Below are 15575 nucleotides of genomic sequence, written 5' to 3'. Positions count from 1 at the left end.
GCCTCGGCCTCATTGAAGCTGGGAAGACGACCATTGCGGAAATGTCTACCGCCGCGCCCTTCGAGGCGTATTCCGCCTCGACCTCATTGAAGCGACCTCTCCACGGAGGGAGAGAATATGGTCGCCCTTCCCTGCCTCCGAGGCGCATCCCGCCTCGGCCTAATTGAAGCGGCTACGACATGCAGATGGCCTTTGGCTGCGAGGTCTACGCTCTCCGAGTCGTACTCCGCCTCGGCCTCATTGAAGCGACGTACTCGCAGCTTACAGGGCATACGCCGATGTTCCTCCGAGGCGTATCCCGCCTCGGCCTCATTGAAGCAATTCCGCGTTAAGCGGCGGTGCGGTCACTTCCAGACCCTCCGAGGCGCATCGCGCCTCGGCCTCATTGAAGCGTGCGGGTGATCGTGGCCTAATTCTTGTCGGTCATGGCTCCCTTCGAGGCGGTTCCCGCCTCGACCTCATTGAAGCGCGTATTCCACAGGACGCTTCTGGAAGAAGCCCGTCAGCCTCCGAGGCGTATCCTGCCTCGGCCTCATTGAAGCTGGGAAGACGACCATTGCGGAAATGTCTACCGCCGCGCCCTTCGAGGCGTATTCCGCCTCGACCTCATTGAAGCATCATGGCCTCTTTCATCCGCGTGCCGGCCTCGGGCTCGGCCTCCGAGGCGTATCTTGCCTCGGCCTCATTGAAGCTCCGCGAGTGAATAGTTGAGCACGGTGAACCCGGTCGGCCTCCGAGGCGTATCTTGCCTCGGCCTCATTGAAGGTGCTGAATGTCCCCGTTGAGAACCACGTCCACCATCTCCCCTCCGAGGCGGATCTTGCCTTAGCCTCATTGAAGCACCATGTAGTAGCCCGCCTCTTCGAGCACGGCGATGCCCCCACCCTCCGAGGCGGATCTTGCCCCGGCCTCATTGAAGCTCCATTGCGCTGTGCATTTGCTCTTGCGTCTTCCGCACCCTCCGAGGTGTACCCAGCCTCGGCTATCGATGTTGCTCGCAACCGTCAGAGGCAAAAGCATGTTTTCATTTTAAATTACCCGGTAATCAAAAATACCAGGTAATTTAAAAACCCGTGTCGATCTTGTGTTCAGCACAGTAAAACGCCCACGCTTCCTCGATCAGTACGCCCTGCTGCACCCCGCGCCGCTTCGCCTCTGCGGAGATTTCCTCGGAGACGTGGGGCAACACCTTGGCATGAACCTGTCCGGTGCGTGGGCTAGGCGGACGGCCCCGCTTCTTCTTGGGGCTGCGATCCACAAACCCATGGGCCTCCCCTGCCCTATCCGCCTTTTCAACGGCCTGAGGTGTTTGATCTTTGGCGCGGCTCTTCAGGCCTCCAACATCGATCGAGAATGCTTGCTTGCCACTCATGCCGCGACCTCCTGCGCCGTCAGGCGCGTGTAGACGGATTGCGCGAAGGCGCTGGCATTCTCACGTGCACCATCCATACGTCCCTGCGCAGGCATCGAATGCAGGTCACCACCGAACTCGAACAGCGCGCTAAAGGCTGCACGTTCCATCAGTGACGGCTCGATGACATCGACGCCCTGCCCTTTCAGGCTTTCCTCAATCCCTTTGTGCTGTTTGGAGCGGATCGCACGGGTCATGGTGAAGACGACGGCATGCGGAATGTCGCGCCCAAGCGCTTCCTCTTCTTCGGCGATCAAAGACAGTGCACGGACCCCGATGGTGGCATCCAAGGTGGTAGCTCGCATTGGGGTGATGACCAGATCGGCTTGCGAGATGGCACGGGAGACAAGTCGTGACGCCACGCCCTCCAAGTCGACGATGACGACACTGCCATCTTCATCATGCGCACGGATAGTCTTGATGATGCTGGCTTCGGTCACATCCGAGAGGACGGTGACACGGTCGGGAACTGCGGATCGTTCCGACCACAGGGTCAGTGATCCGTTGGGGTCACAATCAAGAAAGGTGACATGCGCACCTGCTCGGGCAAGCTCGGTTCCCAACAAGACTGCCGCTGTAGATTTTCCGGCGCCGCCCTTCGGCGACGCGATGACGATGACTGGCATGATGTTCTGCTCGTTTGTTTGCTGCCTCGCTCCAAACGTACCAGATTTTTCAAAAAACCCAATAATCTTGCTTACCTGGTTTCTAATAATATCCGGTATTTTCCGTTATCCGGTAATACACATTATCTGGTAATTTTATGAAGCGGCACCCGCTAGCATGAAGCGGGGCCTGTGTGCCTAGAGCCAGAAACCCCAGTCACGCCGGGGCGGGGGCTTTGCCACGCAGCTCTCGCACTTCACATGATACCACTGGTTCGTGCGGGCGTTGGGAGCCACCGAGGCAGGGGCGTCTCAAAATTAAGGTGGTGTCCGTAAACACTGCAGGGTGGCGATTGAGGGAGCCGTGGATCGCGCATTCGCGATGCGTCTCTAGAAAGCTATCCCGCCTGTTCCTCGAGGCCGGTGCGTCCTCCAGGGAAATGGCGGTAAAGCGTGGCCTCGGAACAACCAACGCGACGGGCCACTTCCTTGACCGGGATCGTCGGGTCGCGCAGCAGAGCAATGGCCGCGGCGCGATCGGCATTGGAGAGGGCAGGGGGCCTCCCGCCTTTACGGCCGCGTGCAATCGCTGCCTTGAGGCCCGCCTTCGTGCGCTCGCGGATGATCTCGCGTTCGAACTCGGCAAGAGCTGCAAAGATATGGAAGACGAGTTTGCCACCGCTGGTCGTGGTATCGACTTGGGCACCGTCGATCGTGCGAAAGCCGATGCCACGTTCCTCTAATTGCTCGACCGTCTGGATCAGCTGTTTGAGAGAGCGTGCCAGGCGGTCGAGCTTCCAGACAACTAGAGTATCGCCTTTACGCATGTAGTCGATCGCGGCCTGCAGCTCGGGTCGATCAGCTCGCGCACCAGACGCCTTCTCGGTGAAGATCCTCTCGCATCCAGCCTCGCGCAACGCATCGATCTGAAGCTCGGTTTTCTGGTCTTGGGTGGAAACACGGGCATAGCCGATGAGCATGGGCACCTCACATACGTTTCAGTCGATCGACCAGGCGTGCCGGGAGATCCATGCGTTCGTGCAGGATCGCGATGACGATAATGCCACCTGGCTCCTCGACGAAATACAGGTAATGGTGTTCGCAGTGATGAAAGCGCACGCCCGTTTGCGGGTCGAACAGACGACCGGTCGCCAACCCATCCGCAAGTTTCTGGCAAGTTCCATGCAGGGTATCCTGGTAGCTATCGGCCTGCGCCTCCCCCCAGCACTTGTCGGTGTAGAGCCAGATGGTGAGCAAGTCTTCTTCGGCTGCGAGAGTGAAGCGATAGTGAAGGCTCATGTGCCCTTGTCACGCAACTCACGTGCCCGGGCCTTGATATCCGCAGCGGAGCGCTCAACGATCTGGCCGTTCTTCACCTGCTCCAGGCGATCGGTGAGGAAGCGCTGCAACGCTTTCAGGGCGGCTTCCTCACTCATATCTTCCTGCGCCACGCCCTCGCCGAGGGCACGACTGAGCACGAAGTCCTTGATGGTCTGACCGTTGAGCGCCGCGATGACCTTGAGATGCTGATGCTGCTGTTCGGAGATATCGATCGAGAGACGGGGCATGACGAGCTCCTTTGCTGAAGCGCCAAGGTAGCACAACAAAGCAACATTACAACATCGACACACAGCATTCTCTCAAAACTCAAATGTATTCTATGTTTTGATACTTTTAATTCTGAGAATGGGTTTTGAGGTGCGCTGGGAGAAATTTTGTGGCTGCTCGACAGGGTAGGGGACTCGCCTCTCAAAAACGACCGTTTTTGATTCCGTTGGGGCAAATTCCTGGACGCGAACGGCTCTGTTGCGCAAAGGGCGTGACGCCCGGACTTCCCCTTTCCCCAGATGCACTTATCCTACGGGCTCTGTGACGGGTATGCCGAGCGCGGTGTAGCCGTTCATGATGGCGGCCCGGATCTGAAGTTCTGCAATTTAGCGATCGAAATTGCGTGCCATGAGGCTCTGTCCTAGCAGCTTCACGCAATGCATCTTCGTCTCGTCTCGTCTCGTCTCGTCTCGTCTCGTCTCGGCTTCGGCGGTGGTAGCCGGTCCATTTTCGCCAGATGGCGCGGTCGAGGTATTTCGACGCGCGCAGGGCCCCGTTCCGGGCGATGGAGCCCGCGGTCGATGGCTTCCAGGGCCTGGCGTTCTTGCGCGGCGGTATTACAGCATGGGCGCCGCGGTCGGCGACGGCGCCACAGCACTTACGTGTATCGTAGGCTCCGTCTGCGGTGACCGAGCCGATTTCCACATCAGGCGGGATCTGGCTGAGCCGTTCAGGTATCATGGACGCGTCACCGACGTTGCTCCCGGTGATCTCGAGGGCTCGGATCTCCAGCGTCTGTTCGTCGACGCCCCTCTCGGGATCATGCTGCGCATGACCCTGCCGGGCAAGGGATGTAGACCTTGCGCAATAGGCGGCGTTTCGCGCCACCGTGTTTACGGGCGTGTCACTCGCCTTCGACTTCGGCCTTGATGCCGGTGCTGTCGATCAGCAGGTTCAGCGGACCCTTCGAGCCGCGGTAGGAAATGGTCACGGCCAAAGCTTTCTGGCGCCGGCTCAAGGTGCTGAAATCCGGCACCGCCCAGTCGAGGCCGACCAAGCGCAGGAGGCTTTCAACTAATCCGGTCGTCTGCCGGAGCGCCATGCCGAAGAGGATCTTCATCGTCAGGCATGTTTGAATGGCGGTATCGCTGTAGGTCTGTTGTCGGCCATGCCTGCCAGTCGGCGTGGCATCCCAAATCATCTCGGGGTCAAACCAAATCGTCAGAGAGCCACGGCGCTTGAGCGCTTCATTGTAGGCTGGCCAGTTCCTGTTCTTGTAGGTTGGGGGGTAGGTTTGCTCATGGAGCCCAGCTACCATACTGGATTCACGAGATGAATCGCTCACCCTGACTTTGCGAAACAAAGTCCATCCCATAAGTAATACGTTCAAACTATTTCGAAGATTTCTACCCGCTGTAGTGAGATGTTGAGCGCAATGGATTTTTCATTTTGAGATAACATTTAATATTAATGATATTAAGTTATTTATTTCGTGACGCGCCGCGCTTGCACGCAAGCGGTTAAGCGAGAAATAGATCAATTTAGCTTATTTTGGTTTGCTTGAGTTCAGTGCAGATTTTGGTATCTTTATTTTCATGCCGTCAACGTTATTCGGAATCATCTCCACCTAATACGCTTCCAGCTTTTTTCTTGACGTAAGAGTTTGCTACCGACCCTACCTTCTTTCCGACATTCTTCACTGAATCAGGTACCTTCATAAAATTTAAAATGTCATTAGAGAGTCGATCAGCGTCTCCTGGTCCGATGTTGTGTATCTCCGTTTGAAGTCGGTCGAGCAAATTATCTTTGGGTATCTCTTCATATTCCGAAATCCTGCCGTCAGTGTAAGCATGTAGCGCAATTTCGAGAAGCACGAGGCGATCCAGCTGCATCTGTCCATCCGAGGAAAGCAATAGAGACAATTGCTCATTGTGCTTGCGAAGTGCGTCAAGGGTGTTTTCATCGTCGGCCATTAAATTTCTCCAATGATAGTTGTTTATCGGACTTTCGTAATTACAGAAAATTACTTGATATTTGAAATTGTGAGAGCTGACGTGACGCCTGCTAAGTGGTTCTGACGCTTCATAGTGTAGCCATGCGGATAAATGATCGACAGGACTACCGTACTATTCGATAATGCCGCAGGGCAAGAAGTTTTATTTGAATTCCTTACTGGATATAGCTAGTGGATCAGTATCGCCCATCAGATGGGCGATAGAAAAATTTAAATCAGGAATCTCATGGTAACGGATTACCATTTAGGGGTCAGGCCCATTGATTTGCTCGGGGCGCGTGATTCACCGTTCGAAAGCGAGCGGTGAAGATGTCAGATCTCTACTGGTTGAGCGATCCGCAGATGGCACGTCTGGAGCCTTACTTCCCCAAGTCGCACGGCAAGCCCAGGGTTGATGACCGTCGTGTTCTGAGCGGCATTATCTTTATCAAGCGCAATGGCTTGCGGTGGGGAGATGCGCCAAGGAAATACGCTCCGCACAAGACGCGCTGCTACCGCTGGAAGCGTTGGAGGTGAGTGGCCAAATGCGAGCGGTTTGAGAGAGGACACGGGCGGGGTTGGCGGTCAGGTCGAGCACGGTGGGGAGACGACCGTGATGATCGACGTAACTCATTTGAAGGCCCATCGTACGGCGTCCAGTCTGGGCGTCAAAAAAAAGGGGCGTGGGGGTCTGATTGGCCGAACCAAAGGCGGCATGAATACGAAGCTGCACACCATCTGCGACAGCCAGGGCCGGCCCATCGACCTGTTCCTGATTGCTGGACCCGTCAGCGATTACATCGGGGCGCGTGCCCTGGTCAGCGGGTTGCCCAAGGTGAAGTGGCTGCTCGGAGATCGGGGCTATGATGACGATTGGTTCAGAGAAGCCTTGCAGGACCAGAAGATACACCCTTGCACCCCGGGCCGGAAGAAACGGAAGACGCCCGTCCGGTACGACAAGCGCAGATACAAACGTCGCAACCGGATCGAGATCATTTTCGGCAGGCTCAAGGACTGGAGGAGGGTTGCGATCCGCTACGACCGATGTCCGAAGGTCTTCCTCTCAGCCATTGCCCTAGCCGCAACCGTCATCTTCTGGCTCTGAAAATCAATGAGTCTGGAACCTAGGGGAAAGTGTCAACCTTGCGTCGTAAAGCAGCACGTATTAAGCGGCTGATGAATATAAATACAAGATACATAACAGACAGAAGTCCTATCCCAATCAAGAAACCCACAAGATGATCTGTAATGAGCAAGCCAAGCGTTCTGGCGATAACCGGGCCCCCTGGTAAAAGGTTAGTCATCTTCTCCGAAAAGCGAAAGAGCGTCGCGTAAGACCCGATTGGATCAATCATACGCCACGTGAGAGCCGCAGATGAGAAGATGGAGGTAGAGAGTGCAAACTTGATCATTTTTTTCTCCAAGTTTAACGTCTCGATCTGAGTGGCTTATAGTAGTTTAAAGTCTTAAATTTAGGTGGTTAGCCCGTGCATTATAACGACGGACCAACCGATTTTTGTTATGCAACTTGGCGCAAGCGGGACGAGACAGACGGAGTCTTTTTCTGACGCTGGCGACGGTTTTCTTCGAAAAGGAAGCTAGTCCAGTCAGCCCATTTTTCACCCGCTACAAGGCCATTCTTGGCGTTTGTAACAACACCTGTGTGCTTCAGAGCCGTGAGTACTGTTCCATACTTTCCGAGGGACTTTTGTGTGATCTCATTCTGCACCGTCACTGTGGATTGCTCGTCAAGCATAGTCAGGATTAGCGTTTCGACAGGCGTGTCAGACTTCACTGCTTGAGCCTGCAGGCCTTCCATCCAGAACTCCTGATCGCTTTTGATCGACCCATCATTCTTTTTTCCGACCGATTTCGAGCGAGATTCCGGCGCCTTGGGCTTGTACTCCTTCATCCACTCATCCTCAGATTTTTTGGTCAGCACAGTGACACGCGACGGCAGGTGCTTCAGGTCGTAGAACCATGTGATGATATGCTCAGCACGTTTTTTGATCGGTTTGTCAGACGGTTCCAGACGCGATGTCAGACGGATCATGGAACATGCGACAGCCAAAAGTTCCATCAGGCAAGCAACCCAAACCGCACCAAGCGTCGCGACGTCGAGTTCCTTTTCGCTACTCGTCAGGCGGTCCCATGCGGACGCAATACGGTCAAAAGCACTGCGCGACGTATTGTTGATGAAGTCCGGCGGCGCAACACCGTCTGCAAGATCACCAACACCGTTTTGAAGTTTCTGATAGATGGCAAGCAAGACAGTCAGATCAGCGGTATCAGACAAATCAGCACGAGCCGCTTCAGACTGAGCGACCGCAGAACCTGCGGAAGCCTCATGGAAGTCCGCTTTGCTCTTCATTGCGTTTGCTTCGTCTTGGAGGCCACGGCATTTAGGACCACAGCCGCCACGCGCTGCTTCAGCGGTTGCCTCTTGCTCCTTTTCCGCTGCCTGCGCAGAGAAAGCCAAGATTTTGGCTTTAATCGCAGCTTCGTAGTTGCCAAGATCAATGCCGGCTTGAGCCACTACACTGCCGTCGTTAGTTTTGTCCGTTTTTACGAAGGCTGTACCGATTGAGAACGTGACTGCGGCACTCCAGACAGCAGCCAGAAGTACCCGCTGGATCCCTTTGGCAACCGCGAAGTACCAAAGAGCCAGTGTAACAACGCCCTGGACAACAATGGTAAAACCAAATGCCATCAAATCATCGTTGAAGATTTCAGCAGCGCCGTGATAGGACATCCAGCCCGAGACCAAGCCCGCCACTGCCATAAGCGCAGCGGTGCCTACATCTACTTGCGGCAGGTTGGAAGGGCGCTTGGCCTCTGTGACCTCAGTAGTGGTGGTCTTGCGAGAAGCGATCGTACGTTTATTCGTAGTCATTTGCTTACTCCCTGAGCAAAGCTTCTGATCTGGAACAAACCTGCCGGGCAAGCGACCCTACGTAAACTTTCAACGAATGGTTCATGTGTTCGCTTCTTGGTAGCTGCACCAAAATTTGGTACGATCTCTCAAGGGAGACACATGAATCAACAGAAAACCTTCAGTTCAACATTAGTGTGCTTGGGTGCTTTGCGGCGCGCTCGCGAATTATTTTTCGATAGTGTTGTCGAATACGCTGAGACTTGGCGTGCTACACACGATGAACCGGAGCTGACCCGGGAAGAACGCAAGATCTTGCGTAGCGAAGGCACAGCACAAATCGCAGAATTCTTCTTTTTAATCGAAGAAGGAGGGATCAACACTCCAGATTCACTTACCGAATTTTTTGAAAGACACAATTCGGCAATGACGGCTCTTCTGGAGACTTGTGAGCGCGGGTACACCCGCTTCGGTCTTTCTCAAGACAGAATAGAGAAGTCGAAGTTCAGCAAGCAACAGATTGAATATGTTCTGCATGAATCTTCGGGCGGTAACGTAACGTTGGATCAAAGGTCGATTGGAAAAATTCTTACCGAAGTTATGGCCTTCGAAAGTTGTCGTACAATTCTCTTTCTCCTAGCTAAATCGGGTTTCATCCAGCGAAAGGACTTTCGTCGCGCGGTTTTGATTAACTCTTTCGGAATATTGGAAAATATGTACGGAGATCATCTTGAATTCTTAGCCAGCGCAATCAGCGCAAGTGCGCAAAGAGATGTCTGATTATTATTAGGATATATATGAAGATATTATACATTTCAGCCATGACAATTTTGCTTTCATCGTATCCTGCATTGGCCTGTAAAGCTGATCCGGATCATAATAGGAAATATCACGGCAACCCAAAATGTCTGCAGTGCACTTGCCTTCATCATCATGATGACCACAACGATAACTATCCTAAAGAAACTCTAATTTCTCTTGGGAAAGAGGAGGTCGTCACGCCGGTATTGCCGTCGGTAGATACCATTGCGACCGAAGACAAAGCGGTACGGAATGATGATTAAGAGGGCGGCTGCAACGGCAACGCTTGCAGCATGTTTGGGAGCGACTTCAAGCTTAGCGCAGTCCAATTTTTCTCAAGATGAATGGGTAGAGGCATTTCACAGTCACTTTCAAGAGATTCAATATTTGGATTGCTTTGAAAATCTTGATTCACTGAATGCGACTACACTTAGTCGCGCAGGCAGTTCAAACATCGAACTAGAGGCCATGAGGTTAGTTGGTGAGGCCATACGGATCCAATGCGAGCGAAATCGGTTGGTTTCAGAACAGGTGCGCTTGCTTCGAGAAGGTGACCGGCTGTTGGCAGAAGCTGACAGGTTAGACGAGCTGTGGTTAGTTGCGCACACTGAAGACCCAAAAAAATACCCCGACACTCCGGGCCGAGATCATAGCCAAATTCAGCTACGCAGTGATGCCCGATTGCTATTGGATGATGCGGGAAAGATTACACACGATGTAGAGGGATTATATTTCGGATCGCAGCGTCTCCTCAGGATCGCAATGGCAGTGGACTCTGGGGTTCAAGCTGACCTTCTACGAAGAATCTTGGGAGGCGATCCAGTTCCCAGCGGGTAAGACTTGCTCGAATAGTTCTCCCGCCTCGGTTGTGAGTAGAGTTTGTGATCCCGGCCCCTCGATTGCCCAGAGACTATCCGGAATTCTGTGCCCCGGCGCGTTGATTACGCCATGGGGAACCGATCCTCGAGCATGATGGCGAGTTGGCTTTTCAGGGCGATCCATTCGCGGGCTGATCGCTGCTACTCCTGAGAGATAGCATTCAGCGCCAGATAGATCAATTTCGCCGCCGCCTCGCGGACCGTCGCTTCGTAGAGACGCTCGAGCAGCGGCTTCAGCAACAGGGTGCGGCCTTCGTGCCGAGTGATCGCGACGGCACCTGGCTGGCCGAGATTGAGTGCCGCCTGAAAGGTGGCACCGATCTTTCCAAATTGCAGACGCGCCTTCTCGTTGACGCAAACGACACGCTTAGCGCGGCCAGGTTGGAATCCGGCAAGCAGGCCCGACTTCGCAGCCTCGTCGAAATGGCCGGGGCTGTGAAGCTGGGCTGTCATCAACTGGCGGATATGCAGCACCTGATCCTGCTGGCGACGAGCTGATCCGCTCAAGCCTGCCCCTTCATCGAAATTTCTCCGCTTCTGCCCTGCACCATGAGCTGGGTCCGGACAGAGGCTCTTTTCCCGAAAGGAACCACGCATGACCGACTCCCCCTCGAAGACCACCACCATCATCGCAACGCCGCCCAAGAGCATGCTTGCGGCCTTCCTTCTGGCCGTCTTCTTCGGCCCCTTAGGCCTTCTCTACGCGTCGGTGGCCTGCGGGCTCGTGATGATCGTACTCGCCGTCATCATTGTCCCGATTACCGGTGGCCTCGGCGCGCTTGTCGTCTGGCCTGCAAGTGTGGTCTGCGCCCTGGTTTGCACGGCCATGCAGGGTGGGACGACTTCCTACACCGAATGAGATCATCTGCTCCGGGCTTGTCCCGGGGCCGACACCCCCAGCACTACCTACCGAGAAAGGACTTCATCATGTCTAACCGTGCCAACATGCTCGCAACCCTCGCCGACATCCGTTCCAAGGCATCGACGCCCGGGCGTGAGCGTGCAGCGGCAAACATCGAGGCCGCCCTTGCCAGGATGGATGCCTATGCATCCAAGGCACCGAATGGCGGCGGTCCTGCCCGAGCGATGACCGTCCATGATCGCGAGACGCTGATGCTGATAGTGGACGACAGTTCCCGAAGCACCGAGGTGCGGGACCGCGCGAAACGCCTGCTCGAGGGCAACGACGACCTGAGCCAGGGCGACCTTCGCTTCATTTCCCGTGCGGTTGGCGAAACCGACTGAGCAAGGGGGTGCGAATGCGTCACGATGGTAAGGACACAGCAGCTGGCCTAAAGCTGGGCAGCTTTCAGCGTCGCTTCGCGATGTATTTCATGTGCCGCGATCAGCTGGAGCGTACTGAGGATCGCGCCTTCATCGACGCGCTGCATGATGAGCTTGGTGTCGTCGGTGAGGCCCTGGGGCGAACCGAGGCGCGAGACCAGCGGCTCTGGGAACTGCAGGGCCGGGTTTGGGTAGCGCTTGATCCAGCCTCTGAACAGATACGCCTCCTATCCGAGGTCACGGAATTTGAGGTCGGTATCGGAAGGTCACAGACCCTCGAGCCAGGGCTAAGCGCAATGCTTGGATTACTGAGCGACTGGGGACGTGCAAGGCAGCTCAGCCGATCCGAGCTTTGTCAGCTCCAGTTCGTCCTGCTTTGCGCTCGCGTACCGCGAACACCAGAGCGCTGAGCAGGCGCGGCAGCGAGGACAACGTCGTTATCCTCGCTGCCGCAAGAAATTCGCTGCCTTCGTGTCACACGCCCGGAGGCTGCGTCGTCTCTTCTTCGTAGACAGCATGGAGAGCACATTGGCCCAACGCCCCCAACTCCGCCTCAAACCTACTCGAGAAAGCTTTCCCGGGATCTTCCTCGGCCACGACACCACCCTGCCTTCACCCGCTATCGGCTTTCGCCAAGTGACGGCACGCCCGGCTCCCCAACCCCTCCATGACCTAAGCGACGGAGGACTCGTAACCATCGCCGGCACCGGGGCCGGCAAGGGGGTTTCCCAGGTTCTGCCGACCCTTCTGACCTACCCTGGAAGCGTGATCGTCAATGATACCAAGGGCGAGATATCCGCGGTGACAGAACGCCGCCGCCGCCAGATGGGCCAGATGGTCTTTCATCTGGATCCCTTTGGGAGACATGATACTTCGGCGCTCAATCCACTCTCGCTGGTCCGGGCCTACTCGCCTGAGGCACCGGACCAGTGCGCGGCTCTGGCCGCAAGGCTGGTTCCCCCAACCAGAACGCACGACCCGTTTTGGGAGAACCTCGCGCGGCGGCTCATCATGGGCACCTGCCTGTTCGTGGCCACGTATCTCTCAGCCGAGTTCCGGCACCTCGGGACGCTCGCCAGGATCTGGTGTGGTGGGGAAAGCAGGCTGTCCGAGTTCCTGGCGGTGATGAAACGCTGCAACCACTACGGTGGCGTAATCCGGGAGACTGCAAGCCTCTACGAGGCGGCACCTGACCGGACACGCGCCTCGATGCTCACCTGCGTACAAGAGCCCTTGGCCTTTCTTGCCTCGCCCCGCGGGCTGCGCAGCCTTCACGGGGCCGAAATCCCCGCGGCGGCGCTCCGCGCGGGAACTCCGATGACCATCTATCTCCGAGTCCCTCCGCATTTGTTGTCGGGACAGGCAGGTCTCTTGCGTATCTGGTTGGGTTCGCTGATCTCGATACTTGCGAGCAGGGAGCGGCGCCCCTCGATCCCCGACCTCCTGATGGTTGATGAGGCTGCGCAAATCGGCCGGCTCGAGGATCTGCTGACCGCGGCCTCCCTGCTGCGTGGTTACGGCCTACGGACATGGACCTTCTGGCAGTCGATCGGTCAACTCGAAGGCATCTGGGGGTCACGCCACCGGGAATTTGTCGACAATGCCAGCGCGCTCAGCGTCTTCGGTCTCTCAAACGCTGCTGCGGCTGGTGCGGCCTCGGATCTGACAGGAGTGCCGTTCGAGCAGCTCATCGGTATGCCTCATGGCATGCAAGCGCTCGCCCTGTCGGGGCGCTTGCCCATGCTCTGCGAGCGCCTCGATTACCGAACGGATCCTGAGTTCGCGCGGCTTGCAGATCCCAACCCCTTCCATCTCGATAAAGGTTTCAGCCATGACCGATAAGGGCCAAACAAGCAACGAAAGAAGCCTGGATGATGAAATCTGGTTCTCCGAAGAGGAGGACGATCTAAGCACAGATGACATCGGCCTCGAAGGTGGCATGTTTCCTTTTGAAGTAGACGAGCCTGAGAGCATCGCGATGCAGCTGAGGCGGGAAGCGCGGGAAATCCGGCAACTCTGGGAGCTCGAGGAGCCAGAACCCTCGCTTGAGGAACCATATAGCGCGAAACCGGACGGTGATGATTTTGGGGTGCCTGATCATGACCGGACGATGGAAATCCGGCAGGCGGCGGCACGCCTGATCGCGGCAACCGAAGTGCGGGAACATCCTCCGCTGGATCCGGAGATCATTGCCTTTGCCGAACGCGCCCTGTCAGGCTGATACCAAGCGCCAAGATAAGATCTGCAGCCTGCCCGATCAGCTACGGGCAGGCTGAGCCTTATGTGTCTCGGCTCTACTATTAGTCCCCGTCACTTTCCTTAGCTGAAGTTGGTGACGGGGGCGGTGGACGGCGTCTGAGCCTTGTGGGCTTGACCACGTTTACTAGGCCCGTAGAGCACCGTCGCCCTTGAGAGTGATGAGCGCGCAATTTTGCCTATTAGCCACATCATGACACAGAGGCGCTATAGAGGCCCCATTTCCTCCATGGTGGAAATCACCACCTCCCAGGCACCGGCCAATGCATTGTTGGCGAGGCTGGGCGCATGACGGTCCATGAACGCCACGATGCGTTTTGCTTTCGCCGGCGACGCCCTCCGCAGTTCCAAGACGAGAATATTCTTGTGGCGGGGCTCTCCGGGATCAAGGGACAGAACTGGGATCTCCGCGAAGGCACCCCTCAGGCGCCGCCACAGCCTAAAGTTCACGTAGAGTCCGCGTTTCCGCATGCTCCAGCCCTTTTCGTATTCAACATCAATGACAAGGCACTCGTTCGGCGCGAGGGCTTCATGGTCCTTGAAGGACCAGCTCTTGTAAGTCGCCATATTCGCTTCCTTGAAGAAACACCGGGGGTGTGCGCTCTGGGCGCACACCATTACTGCGAGGAGGTCAGTGTCCGAGCGCGCGTCCGGCAAGATCCGAGAGATACTTGCGCTGTGGCCCGCTGAACGCGGCGCTCGTTCTGTAGCGGTAGGACACCTCGGCAACGAATTTGCGCGAGCGCTCGGTTTCGTTCTGCATGTAGAGAGGCGCTCTCCGAAGACAGTTCGCGACGATGATCCAGTTGGTTTCGCCGGTCGTGTTCATCTCCGCGTCGAGCTGCTCAATTGCTCGCTGCTCGATCACTTCCGGAGATGGGGACAGGCGCTCCTCTGCCGTTCTGGACAGGTCTTCGTGAAGCGCCTCGGGGCACTCCCATTCGGTTTCTCTAAGGATCTTTGCGTGTCGGAAATCATGGCTGATCGAAGTGCCAGAACCAACACTGGTTACGGTGACATGGTCACCGTCGACGCCGACGATTTGAAATTTGACGGTTCGGCCGTCGTCTGTCTCTCGAAAGCCCGTAAGCCCAATGAACCTTGTGAGGGTCGAGAGGCCGCTGGCTACGAAGAGGGCGACGAGATCGGCATGCGGAACGAAAAGAGCCATGAAGCAATCCTTTGCTTTTAAGGGGAGGTATTTGACTGGGGGACCAGACTGTTGACGTCTGAGCGGCCGGGTTTGTGACGCCCGGCCGAGATTTCTCGATCACGCGATTTCCGCACCCAGGTCTCGCGCCTTGCGACGCGCTCTCGACAGAGCTTTGCGGACGCGGGGCGAGGAGCCCTGAAGCTCTCCGCAGGCGCTGGCGACGAGAAGTTGGCGCTCCATCGGCTTGAGAGCCCTGAGTGCCGATCTCAGGGACAACAATTCGTCGAGAGAGGTGCTGACCTCCTCTGCGATGAGCTGCCGGTTGCCGTTCTGGGCGCGGCGCTCGATACGCAGAAGGCTTAAGGCTTCGTTGAGTGCGCAGCGGCGCACGTACGCCAGGAAGTTCGGATGGAGGCCACCACCTTCGCGAACCGTCCAAGCATTTTGATCGTTGGTCGAGGAGCGCACACATGGCACCGGCACCAACCGCGGGACGATTTTAATCAAGACGCGCTGTGCGACGTCCTCGTCGTCCGCAGCGAAGCGCTTGTTGTAGAGGACTCTACGCGCGGTCTGTTGCGCGGTCTGTTGAATGAAAAGAAGAACGGAATTAGGCGCAGCCGTTTGAAGCGTGTTTTCCACGTCACGGACCTCTCTTTATTTTGTAGGATGGAGAGAGTCCGTTTTTATGAACGTAGTTCTGTGCTGCCGAACTCTCACTTCTTAGAGTTCGGCAGCACAGAACTACTATTCTCACACTTATGTACTACTATG

Annotated in this window: 18 protein-coding genes and 1 pseudogene; 7 read left to right on the top strand and 12 right to left on the bottom strand. The window is 56.2% G+C overall.

Going from position 1 to position 15575, the window contains the following annotated elements:
- Positions 1-1063: 1063 nt before the first annotated feature.
- The 7 genes and pseudogenes from ACXAJT_RS25905 to ACXAJT_RS25875 all read right to left on the bottom strand — a co-directional run bounded on the left by ACXAJT_RS25905 (position 1064) and on the right by ACXAJT_RS25875 (position 5537).
- On the bottom strand, positions 1064-1372 hold the full coding sequence (locus ACXAJT_RS25905; protein WP_475241385.1) for a chromosome partitioning protein ParB: 309 nt from the start codon (positions 1370-1372) through the stop codon (positions 1064-1066).
- Positions 1369-2037 (bottom strand): ParA family protein, encoded by a 669-nt coding sequence (locus tag ACXAJT_RS25900; RefSeq protein WP_475241383.1) that lies wholly within the window; start codon positions 2035-2037, stop codon positions 1369-1371. The genes ACXAJT_RS25905 and ACXAJT_RS25900 overlap by 4 nt, the downstream gene beginning before the upstream one ends.
- Before the next feature lie 377 nt (positions 2038-2414).
- A complete protein-coding gene (locus ACXAJT_RS25895; protein ID WP_475241379.1) occupies positions 2415-2996 on the bottom strand; it encodes a recombinase family protein in 582 nt (193 codons plus the stop codon).
- Between the two features lie 7 nt (positions 2997-3003).
- Positions 3004-3315: a type II toxin-antitoxin system RelE/ParE family toxin gene (locus ACXAJT_RS25890; RefSeq protein ID WP_475241375.1), complete on the bottom strand. Its 312-nt coding sequence runs from the start codon at positions 3313-3315 to the stop codon at positions 3004-3006.
- Complete coding sequence (locus ACXAJT_RS25885) at positions 3312-3584, bottom strand: hypothetical protein (protein ID WP_475241372.1); 273 nt, start codon at positions 3582-3584, stop codon at positions 3312-3314. The genes ACXAJT_RS25890 and ACXAJT_RS25885 overlap by 4 nt, the downstream gene beginning before the upstream one ends.
- Positions 3585-3869: 285 nt before the next feature.
- A pseudogene (locus ACXAJT_RS25880) lies at positions 3870-4882 on the bottom strand (IS5 family transposase).
- A gap of 289 nt (positions 4883-5171) precedes the next feature.
- Positions 5172-5537, bottom strand: a complete 366-nt coding sequence (locus tag ACXAJT_RS25875; protein WP_475241370.1) for a hypothetical protein — start codon at positions 5535-5537, stop codon at positions 5172-5174.
- A gap of 350 nt (positions 5538-5887) precedes the next feature.
- Between ACXAJT_RS25875 and ACXAJT_RS25870 the strand changes: the two genes are divergently transcribed.
- Positions 5888-6662 (top strand): IS5 family transposase gene (locus tag ACXAJT_RS25870; RefSeq protein WP_475241368.1). Its coding sequence is split into 2 segments (ribosomal slippage): positions 5888-6088 and positions 6090-6662, totalling 774 coding nucleotides; the frame shifts between segments, so codons are not numbered across the junction.
- Positions 6663-7076: 414 nt separating this feature from the next.
- Here the strand turns inward: ACXAJT_RS25870 and ACXAJT_RS25865 are convergent.
- A complete protein-coding gene (locus ACXAJT_RS25865; protein WP_475241364.1) occupies positions 7077-8450 on the bottom strand; it encodes a hypothetical protein in 1374 nt (457 codons plus the stop codon).
- 141 nt (positions 8451-8591) lie between these two features.
- Between ACXAJT_RS25865 and ACXAJT_RS25860 the strand changes: the two genes are divergently transcribed.
- On the top strand, positions 8592-9209 hold the full coding sequence (locus ACXAJT_RS25860; protein ID WP_475241362.1) for a hypothetical protein: 618 nt from the start codon (positions 8592-8594) through the stop codon (positions 9207-9209).
- A gap of 1040 nt (positions 9210-10249) precedes the next feature.
- Here ACXAJT_RS25860 and ACXAJT_RS25855 read toward each other — a convergent pair.
- Positions 10250-10705 (bottom strand): hypothetical protein, encoded by a 456-nt coding sequence (locus ACXAJT_RS25855; RefSeq protein ID WP_475241359.1) that lies wholly within the window; start codon positions 10703-10705, stop codon positions 10250-10252.
- Between ACXAJT_RS25855 and ACXAJT_RS25850 the strand changes: the two genes are divergently transcribed.
- The 5 genes from ACXAJT_RS25850 (at position 10704) to ACXAJT_RS25830 (ending at position 13613) form a co-directional block, all read left to right on the top strand.
- On the top strand, positions 10704-10967 hold the full coding sequence (locus tag ACXAJT_RS25850) for a hypothetical protein (protein WP_475241357.1): 264 nt from the start codon (positions 10704-10706) through the stop codon (positions 10965-10967). The genes ACXAJT_RS25855 and ACXAJT_RS25850 overlap by 2 nt on opposite strands.
- 68 nt (positions 10968-11035) lie before the next feature.
- The gene (locus tag ACXAJT_RS25845; protein WP_475241354.1) at positions 11036-11353 is read left to right on the top strand and encodes a hypothetical protein; all 318 of its coding nucleotides are present in this window, start codon (positions 11036-11038) and stop codon (positions 11351-11353) included.
- Between the two features lie 14 nt (positions 11354-11367).
- Positions 11368-11802, top strand: a complete 435-nt coding sequence (locus ACXAJT_RS25840) for a hypothetical protein (RefSeq protein ID WP_475241352.1) — start codon at positions 11368-11370, stop codon at positions 11800-11802.
- A gap of 118 nt (positions 11803-11920) precedes the next feature.
- Positions 11921-13234 (top strand): type IV secretory system conjugative DNA transfer family protein, encoded by a 1314-nt coding sequence (locus ACXAJT_RS25835; protein ID WP_475241348.1) that lies wholly within the window; start codon positions 11921-11923, stop codon positions 13232-13234.
- Entirely contained in the window at positions 13224-13613 is a 390-nt protein-coding gene (locus ACXAJT_RS25830) for a hypothetical protein (protein WP_475241344.1), read from the top strand. The genes ACXAJT_RS25835 and ACXAJT_RS25830 overlap by 11 nt, the downstream gene beginning before the upstream one ends.
- Positions 13614-13855: 242 nt before the next feature.
- Here the strand turns inward: ACXAJT_RS25830 and ACXAJT_RS25825 are convergent, their stop codons facing one another.
- The 3 genes from ACXAJT_RS25825 to ACXAJT_RS25815 form a co-directional block, all read right to left on the bottom strand.
- Positions 13856-14215 (bottom strand): hypothetical protein, encoded by a 360-nt coding sequence (locus ACXAJT_RS25825; RefSeq protein WP_475241341.1) that lies wholly within the window; start codon positions 14213-14215, stop codon positions 13856-13858.
- Between the two features lie 64 nt (positions 14216-14279).
- Entirely contained in the window at positions 14280-14819 is a 540-nt protein-coding gene (locus ACXAJT_RS25820; RefSeq protein ID WP_475241339.1) for a hypothetical protein, read from the bottom strand.
- Positions 14820-14918: 99 nt separating this feature from the next.
- Positions 14919-15443 (bottom strand): sigma-70 RNA polymerase sigma factor region 4 domain-containing protein, encoded by a 525-nt coding sequence (locus ACXAJT_RS25815; protein WP_475241337.1) that lies wholly within the window; start codon positions 15441-15443, stop codon positions 14919-14921.
- Positions 15444-15575 lie beyond the last annotated feature (132 nt).

Source organism: Salipiger sp. ABF4_146 (assembly GCF_056161345.1).
Note: the sequence above shows the minus strand (reverse complement) of the source record. Positions and strands in the feature narration are given on the sequence as shown.

Bases quoted from the DNA above. Each gene is read 5' to 3' on its own strand.
- ACXAJT_RS25905 (WP_475241385.1), bottom strand. From the start codon at position 1,372: ATGAGTGGCAAGCAAGCATTCTCGATCGATGTTGGAGGCCTGAAGAGC.
- ACXAJT_RS25900 (WP_475241383.1), bottom strand. From the start codon at position 2,037: ATGCCAGTCATCGTCATCGCGTCGCCGAAGGGCGGCGCCGGAAAATCT.
- ACXAJT_RS25895 (WP_475241379.1), bottom strand. From the start codon at position 2,996: ATGCTCATCGGCTATGCCCGTGTTTCCACCCAAGACCAGAAAACCGAG.
- ACXAJT_RS25890 (WP_475241375.1), bottom strand. From the start codon at position 3,315: ATGAGCCTTCACTATCGCTTCACTCTCGCAGCCGAAGAAGACTTGCTC.
- ACXAJT_RS25885 (WP_475241372.1), bottom strand. From the start codon at position 3,584: ATGCCCCGTCTCTCGATCGATATCTCCGAACAGCAGCATCAGCATCTC.
- ACXAJT_RS25875 (WP_475241370.1), bottom strand. From the start codon at position 5,537: ATGGCCGACGATGAAAACACCCTTGACGCACTTCGCAAGCACAATGAG.
- ACXAJT_RS25865 (WP_475241364.1), bottom strand. From the start codon at position 8,450: ATGACTACGAATAAACGTACGATCGCTTCTCGCAAGACCACCACTACT.
- ACXAJT_RS25860 (WP_475241362.1), top strand. From the start codon at position 8,592: ATGAATCAACAGAAAACCTTCAGTTCAACATTAGTGTGCTTGGGTGCT.
- ACXAJT_RS25850 (WP_475241357.1), top strand. From the start codon at position 10,704: ATGACCGACTCCCCCTCGAAGACCACCACCATCATCGCAACGCCGCCC.
- ACXAJT_RS25855 (WP_475241359.1), bottom strand. From the start codon at position 10,705: ATGCGTGGTTCCTTTCGGGAAAAGAGCCTCTGTCCGGACCCAGCTCAT.
- ACXAJT_RS25845 (WP_475241354.1), top strand. From the start codon at position 11,036: ATGTCTAACCGTGCCAACATGCTCGCAACCCTCGCCGACATCCGTTCC.
- ACXAJT_RS25840 (WP_475241352.1), top strand. From the start codon at position 11,368: ATGCGTCACGATGGTAAGGACACAGCAGCTGGCCTAAAGCTGGGCAGC.
- ACXAJT_RS25830 (WP_475241344.1), top strand. From the start codon at position 13,224: ATGACCGATAAGGGCCAAACAAGCAACGAAAGAAGCCTGGATGATGAA.
- ACXAJT_RS25825 (WP_475241341.1), bottom strand. From the start codon at position 14,215: ATGGCGACTTACAAGAGCTGGTCCTTCAAGGACCATGAAGCCCTCGCG.
- ACXAJT_RS25820 (WP_475241339.1), bottom strand. From the start codon at position 14,819: ATGGCTCTTTTCGTTCCGCATGCCGATCTCGTCGCCCTCTTCGTAGCC.